Source organism: Methanobacterium spitsbergense, from assembly GCF_019931065.1.
GTDB classification, from domain to species: Archaea; Methanobacteriota; Methanobacteria; order Methanobacteriales; family Methanobacteriaceae; genus Methanobacterium_B; species Methanobacterium_B spitsbergense.
Genome location: NZ_JAIOUQ010000003.1, coordinates 248,849 through 263,944 on the forward strand (window position 1 = coordinate 248,849; position 15,096 = coordinate 263,944).

The 15,096-nt window shown below is 31.2% G+C and carries 14 protein-coding genes and 2 tRNA genes; 3 read left to right on the forward strand and 13 right to left on the reverse strand.

What is annotated here, in order from left to right:
* Window positions 1–150 precede the first annotated feature (150 nt).
* From K8N75_RS02470 to K8N75_RS02480, 3 genes are all read right to left on the reverse strand, one after another.
* Window positions 151–1,920, reverse strand: a complete 1,770-nt coding sequence (locus K8N75_RS02470; RefSeq protein WP_223790559.1) for an MJ1255/VC2487 family glycosyltransferase — start codon at window positions 1,918–1,920, stop codon at window positions 151–153.
* A 90-nt stretch (window positions 1,921–2,010) separates the two neighbouring features.
* Window positions 2,011–3,009 (reverse strand): hypothetical protein, encoded by a 999-nt coding sequence (locus tag K8N75_RS02475; RefSeq protein WP_223790560.1) that lies wholly within the window; start codon window positions 3,007–3,009, stop codon window positions 2,011–2,013.
* Between the two features lie 252 nt (window positions 3,010–3,261).
* On the reverse strand, window positions 3,262–4,299 hold the full coding sequence (locus K8N75_RS02480; protein ID WP_223790561.1) for an Ig-like domain-containing protein: 1,038 nt from the start codon (window positions 4,297–4,299) through the stop codon (window positions 3,262–3,264).
* Window positions 4,300–4,855: 556 nt separating this feature from the next.
* Between K8N75_RS02480 and K8N75_RS02485 the strand changes: the two genes are divergently transcribed.
* The 3 genes from K8N75_RS02485 (at window position 4,856) to K8N75_RS02495 (ending at window position 8,005) form a co-directional block, all read left to right on the forward strand.
* The gene (locus K8N75_RS02485; protein WP_223790562.1) at window positions 4,856–5,638 is read left to right on the forward strand and encodes a slipin family protein; all 783 of its coding nucleotides are present in this window, start codon (window positions 4,856–4,858) and stop codon (window positions 5,636–5,638) included.
* A gap of 208 nt (window positions 5,639–5,846) precedes the next feature.
* On the forward strand, window positions 5,847–7,235 hold the full coding sequence (locus K8N75_RS02490) for a TrkH family potassium uptake protein (protein WP_223790563.1): 1,389 nt from the start codon (window positions 5,847–5,849) through the stop codon (window positions 7,233–7,235).
* A 119-nt stretch (window positions 7,236–7,354) separates the two neighbouring features.
* Entirely contained in the window at window positions 7,355–8,005 is a 651-nt protein-coding gene (locus tag K8N75_RS02495) for a potassium channel family protein (RefSeq protein ID WP_223790564.1), read from the forward strand.
* A 194-nt stretch (window positions 8,006–8,199) separates the two neighbouring features.
* Here the strand turns inward: K8N75_RS02495 and K8N75_RS02500 are convergent, their stop codons facing one another.
* The 10 genes from K8N75_RS02500 to K8N75_RS02545 all read right to left on the reverse strand — a co-directional run bounded on the left by K8N75_RS02500 (window position 8,200) and on the right by K8N75_RS02545 (window position 15,052).
* Window positions 8,200–8,817 carry an MBL fold metallo-hydrolase gene (locus K8N75_RS02500; protein ID WP_223790565.1) on the reverse strand — a complete coding sequence of 206 codons (618 nt, stop codon included), beginning with the start codon at window positions 8,815–8,817 and terminating at the stop codon, window positions 8,200–8,202.
* A 127-nt stretch (window positions 8,818–8,944) separates the two neighbouring features.
* Window positions 8,945–9,088, reverse strand: a tRNA-Trp gene (locus K8N75_RS02505).
* A 45-nt stretch (window positions 9,089–9,133) separates the two neighbouring features.
* Window positions 9,134–9,205: transfer RNA gene (locus tag K8N75_RS02510), tRNA-Cys, on the reverse strand.
* Window positions 9,206–9,374: 169 nt separating this feature from the next.
* Window positions 9,375–9,749, reverse strand: a complete 375-nt coding sequence (locus tag K8N75_RS02515) for a DUF3221 domain-containing protein (protein WP_223790566.1) — start codon at window positions 9,747–9,749, stop codon at window positions 9,375–9,377.
* Between the two features lie 212 nt (window positions 9,750–9,961).
* The gene (locus tag K8N75_RS02520; RefSeq protein WP_223790567.1) at window positions 9,962–10,780 is read right to left on the reverse strand and encodes a pyrroline-5-carboxylate reductase dimerization domain-containing protein; all 819 of its coding nucleotides are present in this window, start codon (window positions 10,778–10,780) and stop codon (window positions 9,962–9,964) included.
* Window positions 10,781–10,883: 103 nt separating this feature from the next.
* Window positions 10,884–11,558: a class I SAM-dependent methyltransferase gene (locus K8N75_RS02525; protein WP_223790568.1), complete on the reverse strand. Its 675-nt coding sequence runs from the start codon at window positions 11,556–11,558 to the stop codon at window positions 10,884–10,886.
* Between the two features lie 93 nt (window positions 11,559–11,651).
* Entirely contained in the window at window positions 11,652–12,491 is an 840-nt protein-coding gene (locus K8N75_RS02530; RefSeq protein WP_223790569.1) for an isocitrate lyase/PEP mutase family protein, read from the reverse strand.
* 65 nt (window positions 12,492–12,556) lie between these two features.
* Complete coding sequence (locus K8N75_RS02535; protein WP_223790570.1) at window positions 12,557–13,231, reverse strand: RibD family protein; 675 nt, start codon at window positions 13,229–13,231, stop codon at window positions 12,557–12,559.
* A gap of 141 nt (window positions 13,232–13,372) precedes the next feature.
* Complete coding sequence (locus K8N75_RS02540) at window positions 13,373–14,167, reverse strand: alpha/beta fold hydrolase (protein WP_223790571.1); 795 nt, start codon at window positions 14,165–14,167, stop codon at window positions 13,373–13,375.
* Window positions 14,168–14,437: 270 nt separating this feature from the next.
* Window positions 14,438–15,052: a GNAT family N-acetyltransferase gene (locus tag K8N75_RS02545; RefSeq protein WP_223790572.1), complete on the reverse strand. Its 615-nt coding sequence runs from the start codon at window positions 15,050–15,052 to the stop codon at window positions 14,438–14,440.
* Window positions 15,053–15,096 lie beyond the last annotated feature (44 nt).

Below are 15,096 nucleotides of genomic sequence, written 5' to 3' on the forward strand. Positions count from 1 at the left end.
GAAAATTATATTATTTTTTTTTATCCAACTTTTTTAAGTGTCTAATTACAGTTTTCTATTTATAATACACCCATATAACTAATTAATTTGAGAAACAGCACTATTTTAAAATTATAACGGTTAATTATTCTGTATTAAAATATTATATTTCTATTTGGAATAAATTTTAATTAGATGATCAAGTTCTTTTAAAATTGCTTTGTTTCCATCCTGTTTGTATGATTTTAATGACTCACTGTAAGTATCAAGTTTATTTAAAAATTGTTCAACAACATCCAATTCTAATTCTTCATGGAATTCCCCATATCCCAGTCTTTCCAGATATATTGCATTTAATATTTGCTCGAACTGACCTTTTACAGGAATGCTGAGTACAGGTTTTTTTAGGTAAATAGATTCACTAATAAGGGTGAATCCTCCATTGGCTAATACAGCTTTACATGTTCCAAGATCTTTAAAGAACTGATCTTCATTAAACTCACGGAATATTAGGTTTTCATCCACTTTTTCACAATCAAACCCATATATTATGAAATTTTCATCCACTTTCTTAAGTACTTCTATAAGTTTCGAATTAGAAGTACTGGTCTGATAAACAAGTACATGATCTTCTTTTAAAGATTCTAAATTTAAAATTTCGTTCCTTAAAATGGGTGGGAAAATAGAAACCTTATCAGGATTCTTAATTTCAGGATAGAAATACGAAGTAATAAGATACTTTTGAGGTAACATAATGAATGATCTAACCACTCCTTCTGCCTTGAGTTTATCTCGGGAATATTTTCGCGGTACATCAATTTTACAGTGCGTTATAACATGCATGTTGTCAATGCTGATCATAGGGACTCTTATGATCTTGCTTAATATATTGGAATAAAATTCAAAGTCCGATATTATGAGTTCCGGTTTAAATTCATTCGCAATATTGTAAAGTAGTTTAATATTATCTTTAACATCACGAGGAAGGTTTTTCATAGCTTTTATGAATGTTTTTTTATCGTTTACTGCATTGTCTTCATAAACAGTATTAAAACCATAAATTTCATAAACATTGTCAAATTTCCCTGATAAATACTCAAAAGCTCTGCTACTCGCAAATACAACAACGTCATTTTCCTGTTTCAAATGTTTTAACACGACTGAAGTCCTTATAGCATGGCCCATCCCTTCTCCACATGCCGCGTAAATTATTCGTGGTTTTGAACTAAAATTATCATTCTTTTCATGGCCGAACTTATAATCTAAATCTTCAGCACTGATTTTTTTCCCTCTGAAATCATAAATAGTACTTTTAGTGTATTTAAATGCTAGATCTTTTAGTCCTTCCTTTTCGAGTCTTCTTGTTGAAACCAGGAGTCTTGGATTTCTTAATACTTTGAACGTGCTTATTTTAGCAATTCTTTCGATGTAATCACTGTCTTCGCCAAAATCCAATTCTTCATCAAAACCTTTTGCCTTTTCATGGAGAATTTTGGTGGTTAAAATTCCATAACATCCTGCACCATGAGGTTTTATGGATTCTGCACGTTTCATAAAAAAGTTGGCAAATTTATGTAGTACTTTATCAACATTACTATCGCTTAAAGGTATGATCTGAGTGATTGCAATTCCTAGTTCCTTTTCTTCGAATTCTTCAATTGCTGATTCAAGGTATCCTGCTGAAAGTACCACATCTGAATCTAAAAATAATAGGTATTCTCCTTCAGCTATCTTGGCCCCGTTATTTCTACCAACAGCAGGTAAACCCCCATTTATTACTTTAGTACAGGATAATTTTGCAATTTCCTTTGTGCTATCTGTTGATCCAGCATCGGCTATTATTATCTCATAATCTTTGAATTCCTGTTCTTTAATGCTGTAAAGGAGTTTTGGAAGGTATTCTTCTTCATTGTACGTTGGTATTATGATACTGAGCTTCACATTAATAATTAACACCCTCATCCATTTTATATTTAATGTTGATCTAATGATTTTGAATAATAATTAATATTTTGAATTTAATTGTCTTTGCTAGAAAAAGGAATAGATATTCCATGAAACAAAATAAATAGGATAGTTTCCCTTAAATCGATTAAAAGTTTGGTTAAGAAATGTTAACTCATTTGTATCAGAAGATACATCTATTATTGTTTTTCCATTAATTGTTTTCTCGTTCAAAATATTATAACCTTGAAGATCTACATTTCCCTCTACGCCAATAGCGGTTACTTCATATATATGAGGATTACTACCCATCAGACCCAATAATACCCTTATTATCAGTAGTACAATTATAAAAGTTGATGGTTTAATAAGATTTGATAAGGAAAATGGATTTTTAATTGAATAAATTATCATAAGACAAAATAATCCAATAATTGATGGGGATGAGAATAATCCGCCGTCCACCATTCCTATTAATGTAGTTGAAAGCGCAAACGCAAGTACAATTTTTTGAGAATCTGTTCTATTTTTAAAGGAAAAAAGTCCTAAAATGTATAAAATTGGAAAAACAGCAAAAATTATCAAAGCAAATTTTGGGACATATTGTGCTAGGGAAATCCCAGTATGAATATTCAATGGTACGTATATCCCTGTATCATTAATTAAAATGCCCAACATGGATTTAAAGATGTGACTGTGTATAATACTGCTTGTACTTATGCTTGGAGATGTTGAAACGAAAGTTGTGAATATAGAAACACCAAATTTGGATCTAATCCATATTTCAAATAATAATCCAATTATATATGTGGTTAAAGCCAGGATGATTACTAATTTGAGATAATAATTTCCATTTTTTGAAGATATTTTAGAATTTTCAAAAAATTTAGAATTTTTCATTAATTGATTTATTATCAATATACTTCCCATTAAGAAGAAAAATATAATTGATTTACCTTCAGATGAACCCATTAAAAATGGATATGTAATTTGTAACATTATTGTATCGAGAGATCTTATGAAAATAGTCAAAACACTGATTACAATCATGACAATCCCAATTTTACTCAAACGATTAATATGCAATGAACCACCTAATTAATTACCTATATCGACTTTTTTATTCTTAACCAAACATTTTAATTATTTATTTAAATGAAAAGAATTTTTTTAATAATTTTTAATCTTTCAATTAGGTTATATTAATAGAATTTATACTTTACTAGAAATTAAAAAGTAAAAATTGGTTAATAATATTTTAAAAAAAAATTAAGAAAGTTAAACCTTCTATTAATCTATTATGCCCTCGATTAGATTTAAAAAATTCTAGAAAATTTTTTAATCTATTAAAGGTAATACTACTTCGGTTGATCTTCCGGTATTCACAATCCAATTCATTCTTGTCTTTAGCTGACTGAATGTTAACGTTCTGTAACCATATGAAGGATCTGCAATCTTAACGAGCCCGCTGTTAATGTTAATTCCCATCAAAACAACATAATGTCCAGAGGTATTTGGATTTATAAAAGACTCAATGTGTAGGATTACCGGATGATTATGAACTAAATAATTTCTAAGTCCGCTCCAGCCCTTTGAAGAGAATGTTACATCACTTAAATTAAAATGAGTACCATATTTCAAATTCACCCTATTTACGGCCGTTATAAGCCCTGTATGACTTGTTCCAATATTAGAATTAGAGCTTGCATAGGATGCCAGGCCCATTTCATTTAGGTTCATTCCGAAATTTGAAATTGCCATTTTTAGTGATGATGGACCGCAAGTATAAGATGTATCCTGATGATCATACACAATGTTTTTAAGTGAAACCCATCCGTCGGGATAGTTACTTGTAACTATTTTCAAACCTTGTGTCGCTATGATCTTCTGAAAAAATGATATATTGATCTGTTTAGTTCCATAACTCACATACTTGGGTAACCTGTTGTTTTTCTTATAGAATGTTTGAACTCTTGATATTCCATCTTTCATTTGGGCTAAATTAATTGGTGAAACAGTAAAACGAGTTGTATAATTAGAAACTCTATTTCCCGCCAAATCAGTTACACTTCCAGAATTTAATGTAAGGGAATATTTTACTCCACTTGCCAATGTTGAAGATGGTGTGACTGTTAGAATGTTATAACTAATGGATTTCTGACTATATATGGTCTTTCCACCAATTGTTTTCAGTGATATATTTTTGTTCCCAAATTTGATTTTTTCGCTAAATTTTACTTTGATGTTTTTTGTTGATGTTACAATGCTATTGTTTGCAGGAGTAACTAAAGTTACTTTTGGTGTTGTATGGTCTGTTAATGAGACATTGCTTGCTGCTGATGTCGTGTTCACATTTATAAAAATTGCCAATCCCAACAGCAATAACACCGATAATAATAATTTTTTATTAATTATACCGCCCCCTATGTCTCAAAAATCAAATATTAAGAATTTTCAGATATATAAAATAATTAAGCAAACAATAACATTTAAACACTTCGGTCACCAAAACAAGTGAAAAACGCTATTAACACGATTATTACGCTTAAAAACCTATAAAAACCTATTTAATTAATTTGTAATGAATAAACCTTCTTTGCTTATATTTTTAATAAATGAAGTCATTTAAAATATTAATTATCAAAAAAAGGTGTCTACGCTGTGTTTTTTGATACTATGATCAACTTGAATCATCAATCATCTATATGTTAGGGAAACACATTTCATTTCACAAGAACATCAATGTTGCTTTAATGTTTTTATGGATTTAAAATTATTCTAATATATTTTGCAGGATTTCTGTCCATCTTAATTATACTTAATATCATGTAAAAAATTTTAATCTTCTATCCCTATTCATATCTATATAATAATTTTAATATGTTTGAAAACCAAACTAGTTTACAAAAAATAGTAATTAGGAGGTTTAAAAATGGATTGGTTTTCATTAATTATTATTTTGGTTATAATCTTGATTATTTTGGGCTTATCAATACGGATAGTTAATCAATATGAAAGAGGCGTTGTTTTTCGTGTAGGAAAAGTTATAGGAGTTAAAGAACCAGGATTAAGGTTAATAATACCTTTAATAGATCGTATGGTTAAGGCCTCATTACAGATAGTTACTATGCCTATACCTTCCCAGAAGATCATTACAGAAGACAATGTTTCAATAGATGTGGCTGCAGTTGCCTATTTTAAGATTGTAGATCCCTATAAAGCTGTTGTTGAAGTAGAAAATTACAATAGGGCAGTGAATCAGATATCACAAACAACTGTTAGAAGTGTTGTTGGACAGTTCAATCTCGATGAAATCCTTTCAGAAACACCTAAAATTAACCTTAAGATTAAGGAAATTATAGACAAACACAGTGAACCATGGGGAATAAACGTCACCACTGTAGAAATAAAAGATATTAAACTTCCAGACACCATGAAACGTGTTATTGCAATGCAAGCCGAGGCAGAAAGGGAGAAAAGAGCAAAAATTATTGCTGCAGAAGGGGAATATCTTTCCGCAACCAAACTGGGGGATGCAGCAGATATAATATCTCAACATCCAATCGCTTTACAACTCAGAATAATGCAAGTACTAAATCAAATAGCTGTTGAGAAAAATTCAACTATAATATTCCCTGCACCACTTATGAACAGCATAACTGACATTGCAAACTTCTTGAAAGAAGAAAATAAAGAAGCAGTCGATAAAAAGTAAGAAGAAACCTGATTAAATTGAATATATATAAATTTTGTTTCTTAGAAGGAGTTAAAATTAGAATAGCAACTTTAAGAAATTTGATTTGACTCCAAATATTATTTTTTTCTCTAAATATTTATATTAGATCAACCATTATCATAGGATAATGATAGGTTATCTAAGAAAGAAAGATTTCTATTTGATTTTTAAAAATCTTGGAATCGTAATGGAAGGCGTTGGCGTTGTAATGTTAATACCATTAATTGTTGCACTAATATACGGTGAAAACAATTATGGTGGCTTTTTAATATCAGGTATCCTATCACTTTCTATAGGATACATTTTTAGGCGATTTTTTCAAGCTAAAGTCAATTTAAGACTCAAACATGGAATGATAATAGCAGGTTTTGCCTGGCTTTGGGCAGCACTTATGGGGAGTATCTGCCTGATGTATTCAACTGATATTAGTTTTTTAAATGCCTACTTTGAAAGTATGTCTGCATGGACTGGAAGTGGGCTTTCAATATATCTTGATGTAGAAATTCTCCCTAAATCAGTTCTATTTTTACGAAGTCTTGAACAGTGGGTTGGTGGTCTTGGAGTTGTTATTGTTGTAATTGGTATTTTGATTCGTCCAGGAACAACTGCATCTAGGCTTTACAAAGCAGAAGCCCGTGAAGAGAAAATTAAACCCAGTATAACCAATACAGTTAAAACCATCTGGTGGATTTACCTTTTCTACACTGTTTTAGGTATTATTCTTTATGTTCTTGCAGGTATGTCACTTTTCGATGCTATAAACAACTGCTTCACCATCCTTTCAACCGGTGGAATGTCCATTAAAAACAATAATATCGGCGCCTACAACAGCAACATCATAACCATAATCACAATTGTATTGATGGTTATAGGAGGAACAAGTTTTCTAGTACACTACAAAGCTCTTAAGGGAAGAGTTTTAGACGTTTTCAAAGATATACAATTTCAGGCAATGATCATCATTGTGTCCATATTTTCAATACTTCTTTTAATATATTCTCATTTTACAAGCCTCAATTCTGTTTTTTACGTTGTTTCAGCCCTTAGTTGTACTGGTGCAAGTATACTACCTGTAAGTACACAAGCAGGGTGGACAGACTTTTCAAAGGTTATACTTGCTGCTTGTATGATAATTGGTATGGCAGCTGGTTCAACAACCGGTGCAATAAAGCTCATAAGGATTGTTACACTTGTAAAAGGAATTTACTGGGAAATAATTAAGATTTTATCGCCTGAAGGATCTGTACTTCCAAGAAAAATTGGAGGTAAAACTGTTCAGGATGCAGAAATAAAAGAAGCAGGAAGTTACACATTTTTATATTTATTCATCATTTTTATCACATGGTTGGTTTTCATGGCTTATGGATACGGAGGAATAGACTCATTTTTTGAGATTTCATCAGCACAAGGTAATGTTGGGCTTTCGGTAGGCATAACCTCTCCAACCATGCCTAAAATTCCGGAAATATTCCTTATATTCGGTATGTGGGTAGGAAGAATCGAAATCATACCCGCACTAGTTCTCCTTAAAGGAGGTTTTGATCTCTTCAAAAGATTTAATAGGTCTAAAGCTTAATGAGATAAAATACTTCGAAGATTAAAAAAAAATATCAAATCAACCATCACTATTTTGAAGGTTGAATTAATACAAACAATAAGAATTAAATTTAAACTAAATTTTAGCTGGTGTATCACATGTATATAGTTATAATGGGTGGCGGAAGAGTCGGTCTTAACCTGGCTTCATCCCTGGTTGCAGGAGGACACGATGTTACCCTCATTGAAAATGATTCAAAATTATGCAACAATGCAGCAAGCGGACTAGATGCTCTAGTTATTTGCGGTAATGGAACAGATATAAAAACCCTTGAAGAAGCAAATATAGGTGATGCTGATGTTTTTGTAGCGGCAACGGGACACGATGAAGCAAATCTCCTGTCATGTATCCTTGTTAAAGATTATAATATAAAAAAAATAATTGCTAGGGTCAGTAACCCTGATCATGAGGATGCATTTAAAAAGGTTGGTATAGATGATGTTATAAGTCCTGAACTTACAGCAGCCAGCTACTTAGAAAAACTTATTATTCGTCCTAAAATTGCTGATCTCATAATTATTGGAAAGGGAAATGCAGAGTTACTTGAAATCCAAGTAGAAAATAAGCATATAATAGGAAAACGAATAATGGATGTTAGTCCTACTGATGATTTTATAATAGCAGCATTATATAAAAACGGTGAGATAACCATTCCAAAGAAGGACGACATCCTAAATAAGGGAAATAGAATTTCTGTACTTGTTAAAATAAATGCAGTGAAGAAAACAACTAAACTTTTCACGGCCTAGATAGGAACAAATATCAATTCAGCCCGTTTATTGATGTCAAGTTACCAATTAAATATGAAAACTTAAATATTTTTTTTTGTAGGGCAATTAAATTGATTAATTCGTTTGATTGTACAATAATATTTAATGGGGGTAAATCTTAAAATAATTTAAATATTTTCTTTTGACTTTTCTAATTTAAAAAAAATTGTAAATTAAAAACCTTCTAACATTTTATATGCCATGTTTATATGCTTTGAACCATCTTTAACCCATGGCCCATGACCCGGTAGTAAAAACTTCACATCTAACTGGCTTAAACGTTTCAATGACTCCTTCATGTCTTTAACATCCCCGCCTATATCCATTCTTCCAAAACCCCCATTTGCAAATACGGTATCACCAGATATGAGAGTTTCACCATTGTAAAGACATATCCCACCTTTAGTATGGCCAGGAGTATGTATAACCTCAAAATTATGGATTTTATCTCCCTCTTCAAGTTTTCTGTCAACTTTAAATCCTTCCATTGCCTTCCCGAACATACGGGCTACAGTTTTTTCATCATCTTCCTCTTCAATAGCCAAAGCATCTTCACTATGCATAGCCACTTCCAAATTGAAACATCTGTTTCCGCCGATGTGATCGTAGTGATTATGAGTATTTACTATTAAAGAAAGATCTTCAATTGATATACCTGCTTCTTTTATTGAATCTTTGATGTATCGAATGTTATCTCCGGTTCCAGTGTCAACAATTACATCTTCTAAGATATAAATATTAGAATCATATCCCTTTCCTTCGATCATAATAATATCATCAATCTTCTCCAATTTATCACCTTTTTATTATTATTTTAATAATTTGAGTTATTATAATTAAGTCTTGATAAATAGTTGAAATGTGTTATGTTATACTAAATTTAAAATAAGTAAATTTATCATTAATATAATAAGAAAATGGGGTCACCGGGATTTGAACCCAGATCCTAGGATTTCTCTTGTCTCAGTACTCCAATTGGTCATCATACTTTTCCGTCAGAGTGCGCACTTTCTTCAAAGACAACTGGAGTCCCAGATGATAGCCAGATTACACTATGACCCCATAATTAGGTTTTACATAATACCAACACATATTAAAATGTATTTAAGCCAAGGGAGAGATTTGAACTCCCGTGTAATGGATCTGCAGTCCACCGCTTCGCCTCTAAGCTACCTTGGCATGGTAGATATAATTGAGTGTTGTTGATATTTAAACCTTGCGGATAACAAGAGGTATTCTTTTTTAATAAATTATATGATAATATTTGGATAAAAAATTGTTATAAAATTTTTTCAATTTTATGAATCCAAATGTGCGATTCAAAAATTCAAAAAAAATTCTACTCTTATTAACCTGTGATTATTACTTCACTTCCAGTTGCCTGTGGCGGATACGATTGAAGTATAGGTCCTTTGAATGTGACATCAACATTTTGTCCTGGTTGAATATTTCCAAATGATGCAGATGTACGCTTATTTCCATCTTTTAGGAATATCTGTGTTTCATTTGTTATCCTTACAGAAACGTTACCATGTTGATTACCATTTGTTACAACTCCTTGGATAAGTATAGAGTTTGAATCTGTGGAGTTATTATCATCTGCACAAACACCAACAACATTTCCAGTCATATCTGCATGTTCACTCCCAGTTGCCACAATAGCACCGTAGACTACTCCCATAAACATCACAAAAAGCATTGAGAGAAGTATGATATTTTTCATTTTTTTACCTTCTTAAATGTCAAATTTCAATGGTTATTAATACATCATAATCTATTCAAATAAAAATCAAGGAATACAAATATACTCGGGAGTATCTTCCCTATTGTACTCTTGGATAATATATCACACAAACCCCTTTATATAATTAATTGGTGAAACTATACCTTACTTGGATTTCAAGTGAATTCAATACCCCTTTTATTTAATAAAATTCAATAGTGTTCTTTAAGTTGTCTTTGAATTATCTCATGTTTCTCAAGAGTTTTGTTGAAAAGTTTGTTAAATACTTGGGGCATTTCAGCGTCCAAAATATTAATACCTTCTTCAGTTATTCCTCCTTTAGTAGCAACAGTAGATATTAAATTTTTTAAACTTATTTTATTCTCATAAAGAAGTTTTGAAGTTCCATAAAATGTTTTTATTACCATTTCTTCTGTTTCTTCCATTGAAAATCCGCTATTTTTAGATGCCGTTACTGCAAACTCCATTAATAATTTAGCAATGAATGCAGGTGAACAACTAGTAATATCTGCTCCAACATCCAAATCTACCTCATCTACGATTTTAACATCCCCTATAGTACTAAAAAGGCTTTCTATATAATTTGCTTCTTCATTACTCACCAAGGAGTTATGACAAACCAGAGACACCCCATCAAGCACTTCTGATGTAATTGATGGTATAATTTTGGTTATCTTACCGTTAAAAACCCTTTCAACTTCGGCTATAGTTAATGCTGCGGAAATGTAAATAATATATGTATTTTCCGTTATAAATTCATTTATTTCTTCAAGAACATCCTTAATATCTAATGTTCCAACGAATAAAAACAATATATCAGATTTAGATGCAGTTATAATATTAGATGACACAACTTCAATTTCAGGGTAGTCTTCTTTCAGTTCATCCAATTTAGATATTGTTCTTGTTGATACAACGACTTCATTCTGTTTTAATGCCTTTGAAACTAAAAAACCATTTAAAATTACTTTTCCCATATTTCCATAGCCTATAATTCCTATTTGTTTCATGAAATTGCCTCTAATTTATTAACCACATTGATTATTCCTTTAAATACTGAAAATTATCTTTCACCACTGAAAACAACAAATATCCCATATTTGTAATGGCAATCTACATTTTAAAACCACTTTGTTGCAAAGCATTTAACTGCTGTTCCATGGTGTCTGGATGGTTATCTGGATTATTTTGATACAGTTGAGGAATGTGCCGGAATGTTTCTTCAAAACTTGATTCTATTTCTTTTTCCTGAATCCATTCCCACCATAATTTTAGGTACCATTCTTCTAATTGATCTGTATTTGGTAGCACCACATCCATATTAAGATAACATCCCCCATCGTTGAGATGATTATGAATATAAATAAACAATAATTCTTTCTCTTTCTGTGATAAATGGTGAATTGCCAGTGCAGAAACAACAAAGTCAAAATTTCCTAAATTATCGTTTTTCATAAGACTTTGAAAGGATTTGTGAATATAATGGATGTTGTTCCAGTTTTTTAAATTGGATTTAGCATTTTCAAGCATCTCTAATGATCCATCAACTAAAAAGATTTCTGCACAGGCATCTAATTTTAAAATTTCATGGCTTATTCTACCATCACCACATCCAAGATCTAATACTCTTACATTCCTATTTTTTATCTTATGTCTCAAAAAATGATTGTAAAAAGAACCTAAAATCTTGAACTGTTGTTTTCTCTCCAGAATAAAGTTGTCTGAATTTTTAATAAACTCCTGAACATTTTCACTTTCTATCCATTCTGATTGGTTGAATTCGGTCATGATGTCCCCTATTTTTTTTTGTTATTTCATAATTTTCATGTGGAGATATTAAAAAATTAATATAAAATTAATTTATTTTGAATAAAATTGAATTTAATTCCTTTTTAACAAATCATTCAAATCATCTGCTCGATAAAGCAATTGATCGCCAATACCCATGATATCATCATTTTTCAAAAGTTTTAACGTTAACTCAACTGATTTAAGACATGAAAATATTAAAAGAGTTGGTAAACTGACCCTAGCTATACCCAAATTTTTTAAATCTTCAATTGAGAAATTATTAATGTTATATGGCATTCCTGCTGCTATGCTAATTGGACCTTTCACCTCATTTTCAAGAGTTTCAGCCTCATCAAGGGTTTCAACATAGGCTGCAAATACAATATCTGCACCTGCTTTAATGTAAAGATTAGCACGTTCTATAGCCATATTTAAAGCATCATGACGATCTTCGGTAGATTTTAAAGCATCTGTACGGCCATTAATAATAAAATCTGGATTATTTGATGTTTTGACAGCTTCTCTTGCAGCATATATTTTCTCTAACATCATATCTTCTTCAATGATGTTGACTCCGGCATCATTATCAATCAGCTGATCTTCAATATTCAAACCAGCTACTCCTGCATCCCTAAACATGTTGACTGTTTCAGTAATAATAGATGCATCCCCATATCCATCTTCAGCATCAGCCATAACTGGTAAATCAACTGCATTTACTATACTTCGTGTAATCTGGACATTTTCTAGTCTTGAAATATCCATTTCTTTTTTTCTTGCGGCAGCAATCGAAAAACTGTATCCGGAACATTGTACTGCCTTGAAACCTGTTCTTTCAATTAATTTAGCACTTATTGGATCATAGGCATCGGGCATGACCAATGTTTCCTTGGATAAAAGAAGTTTTTTAAGTTCTTTACTCTCATTCATTGTATCATCATTTTGATTTGGATAATCGACAATTATCTTATTATATAATCCTTAATTCATGATATTTAAAATTGGTATTTCATGACTCTATACTGCAAGAAAATTATTTCATTCTTCAAGAGTTCCATTTTAATAAGTTTCAAGTCTATAGCTTCCTCAGAAGTTTTCAAGTCAGGTGCTGTATAAATGGAATTGGGAGATATTCCTCCAACCATAACCGGGTTTAAAAGCACACAAACTTCGTCAACCAAATCATTCCTTAAAAGTACCCCATTTAAAGTACCCCCACTATCAACACGTAGAGATTTAACTCCAAATTGGATGTTTAATTCCTCAAGAGCAGTTCCCAAATTAACTTTGTTATAACCAATAACCATATATTTAATATCACTATCCTCTAAGAAATTCATATATTCTTGTGGCGTAGATCTAGAACATAAAACTAAAATATCCTTTATAAACGGTATTTCAAGCACTTTGTTCCAGATACGTATTTGTCCGCCACTATCAGGTACAACAAGTAAAGGAAAAGAATCTGTTTCATCAACTTCAAAATTCGCCCAACCACATGCTTCTCCTGTTTCAGCATTAAATCCTTTAAGAAGAGTATTACTGCCCATTAAAACCGCATCAACATTCCATTTAGATGCGATTTCATAATAAAGTTTAGAATCTGTATTAAAAAAATTTAATCTGCCATCTAGACTTACTGCATTGTAAATTATTACTTTTGGTAACATAATTCATGCCCTCACTTTTTAGCATCAGTTATTTGAGATATCAATTTACAAGAATTTTTTTTGATCTAACGAAGAATCTACAGTACCCTCTTATTGATATATGAATTTTGAATCATAAATTTTTATTTATTTAAAATTAGATCAATATTTCAAAGGTAATAAAATACCAGATACATCAATATTATTTATCCAACTTCTCAAAACCTTATTAAAAAGATCAGGATATTCTAAATTCCATAGATGCCCTAATTTAGGGGCCATGTATCCTTTAGAAATCTGCAATGTCTTTACCAAATCGCAAGCTGATTCTTTGATGATCTTATAATCTTTCTCGCCTGTAATTACAAGGACTGGTGTTTCAACCTTTTCTAGGCCATCAGGCTGTTTGAAAAGCATATTTTCGGTTAGTATTCTCTCCAGAGCATCATGGTTAATACGTTGTGTTGATTCCTTGAAATTATCAAAAAGATGTTTTGGCATATTGTACGTGCGCATATTAGCTTTTATAAAAAAATTAGTATCCTTCACGGGAGCATATACCTTGATTGCATGATCAAGAAGTTTTAAAATTGTTTCGGTTTGTTGAATGGTACGCAAAGGTGTACCACTAATAATTGCATGATCAACCACATTAGGCGTAGTGCTTAGAATCTGTAATATGATCTGTGCACCGAGGGAAATTCCAACAAGATGAGCTCTCCCATTATGTGCATGGTCATGTATGATATTGGTTATCCTTTCTGCTGAATCAGTTATAGTGAATGGCTTTACATCAATACTTTGTCCATGTTCTGGAATATCCGGAATGATACAATGATAATCATTAAAAGCTGTTATCTGTCCATCATACATCCAACTTGCCATAGCTCCACTATGAAGAAATATTATGGTTTCTGCATTCTCTGTACCCTTTTCTTTTAGGTATAACTCTTTCATTGGTATCAACCCATTGCTTAAATCCTGTTCAATAGAAGTTTCTATTTATATATTCTTAAAGATTTTAGATCAGGTCTACACATAAATTATCGTCTTCAACAACCATTCTATGCAAATTATCCCCAAAACCAATATCTACTATTATAACTACACTTTTGTATAATTTAATGATTTAATGGTAAATTAAGGTTATTTTCATTGAAATATTAACGTTAGATTTTTAATCCAAAGTTGATAAACAAATATAAATTTTATAATGAATTGATTTATTTATTCATCTAACAAATATTCCATCCCATATGTACCATCATCCTTACCAATCCATTTGAAACTCTTTTCACCGCAAACTTTGAAACCTAACCGATCATACAGATTTTTTGCCCTTTCATTTTCAAATAAAACATCCAATAAAACCCTTTTGCATTTTTTATCGCGTGCAAGTTTGAATGAACTTTTAAGTAGTTCTGTTCCAATACCTTGACTTCTGGAGTTCTGCGCTACAACTAAATTGCCTAGATAGAAATCATCACTTTCAATTGATGATGCTGTAATCTTATCATAGACTGGTTTAACAATGGTAAGCTTTAAAAAATCTAAGAAATTCATGGTATCCATGAATACCTTTGCTTCATCAATGAATTTTACTTCATCACCCCTAAATGCAACAATAATTCCTCCAATCTCACCTTCATCGTTTTCAGTAATATATAAATTTTCTTTACCATAACAATTATTCCCCGCCACTATAAGCTTTTTAAGTTTTTTTACAGCTTTATCCGGGTTTTTATCTAGAAAAGTTGAAAACAGATTCTTATCTGTTTCATAGATGAGTGAAGAAACTTCATTAATATCATGTTTATTTAAATCAAATTTTCGAATATCCATTAATTTAACTCCCCATATATTCATTAAGATATGTTAAAGAGGTT